Genomic DNA, 398 nt, shown 5'->3' on the forward strand with positions numbered 1-398 from the left:
GCGAGCTCGCCGCCGCGCGCGAGCAGCGCGTCGCGCAGCTCCTCGTCGCGGCCGCCGTTGCGCAGGTACCACTGCCGGCTCGTGACGATCTCGAGGGGCTTGTCGCCCTTCTCGTAGAAGTTCGCCTTGCGCTGCGTCGCGACCGGCTCGCCCAGCAGGTCGCCGGACTCGCGCAGCCCCGCGACGACCGCCTCGCGCGCGCTGAACGTCGTCTTGCCCGCGAGCTCGCCGTACGTCGCGCGGCCCGCCTCCGACGTGATCCAGTCCGGCGTCTCGCGCAGCACGCGGCCGTCGCGGCCCACCACCGAGCGCGTCGGCAGGCGCAGCTCGCGCCACCACTGCACGTCGGTGAGGTCACCGAATGTGCAGCACATCGCGATGCCCGCGCCCTTGTCGGG

Annotated in this window: 1 pseudogene; it reads right to left on the minus strand. The window is 74.1% G+C overall.

The features are described 5' to 3' along the window. Positions 1-398, minus strand: a pseudogene (locus G3I71_RS49390) (class I tRNA ligase family protein); the annotation flags it as partial.

Source organism: Streptomyces sp. SID12501, assembly GCF_010550245.1.
GTDB lineage: Bacteria > Actinomycetota > Actinomycetes > Streptomycetales > Streptomycetaceae > Streptomyces.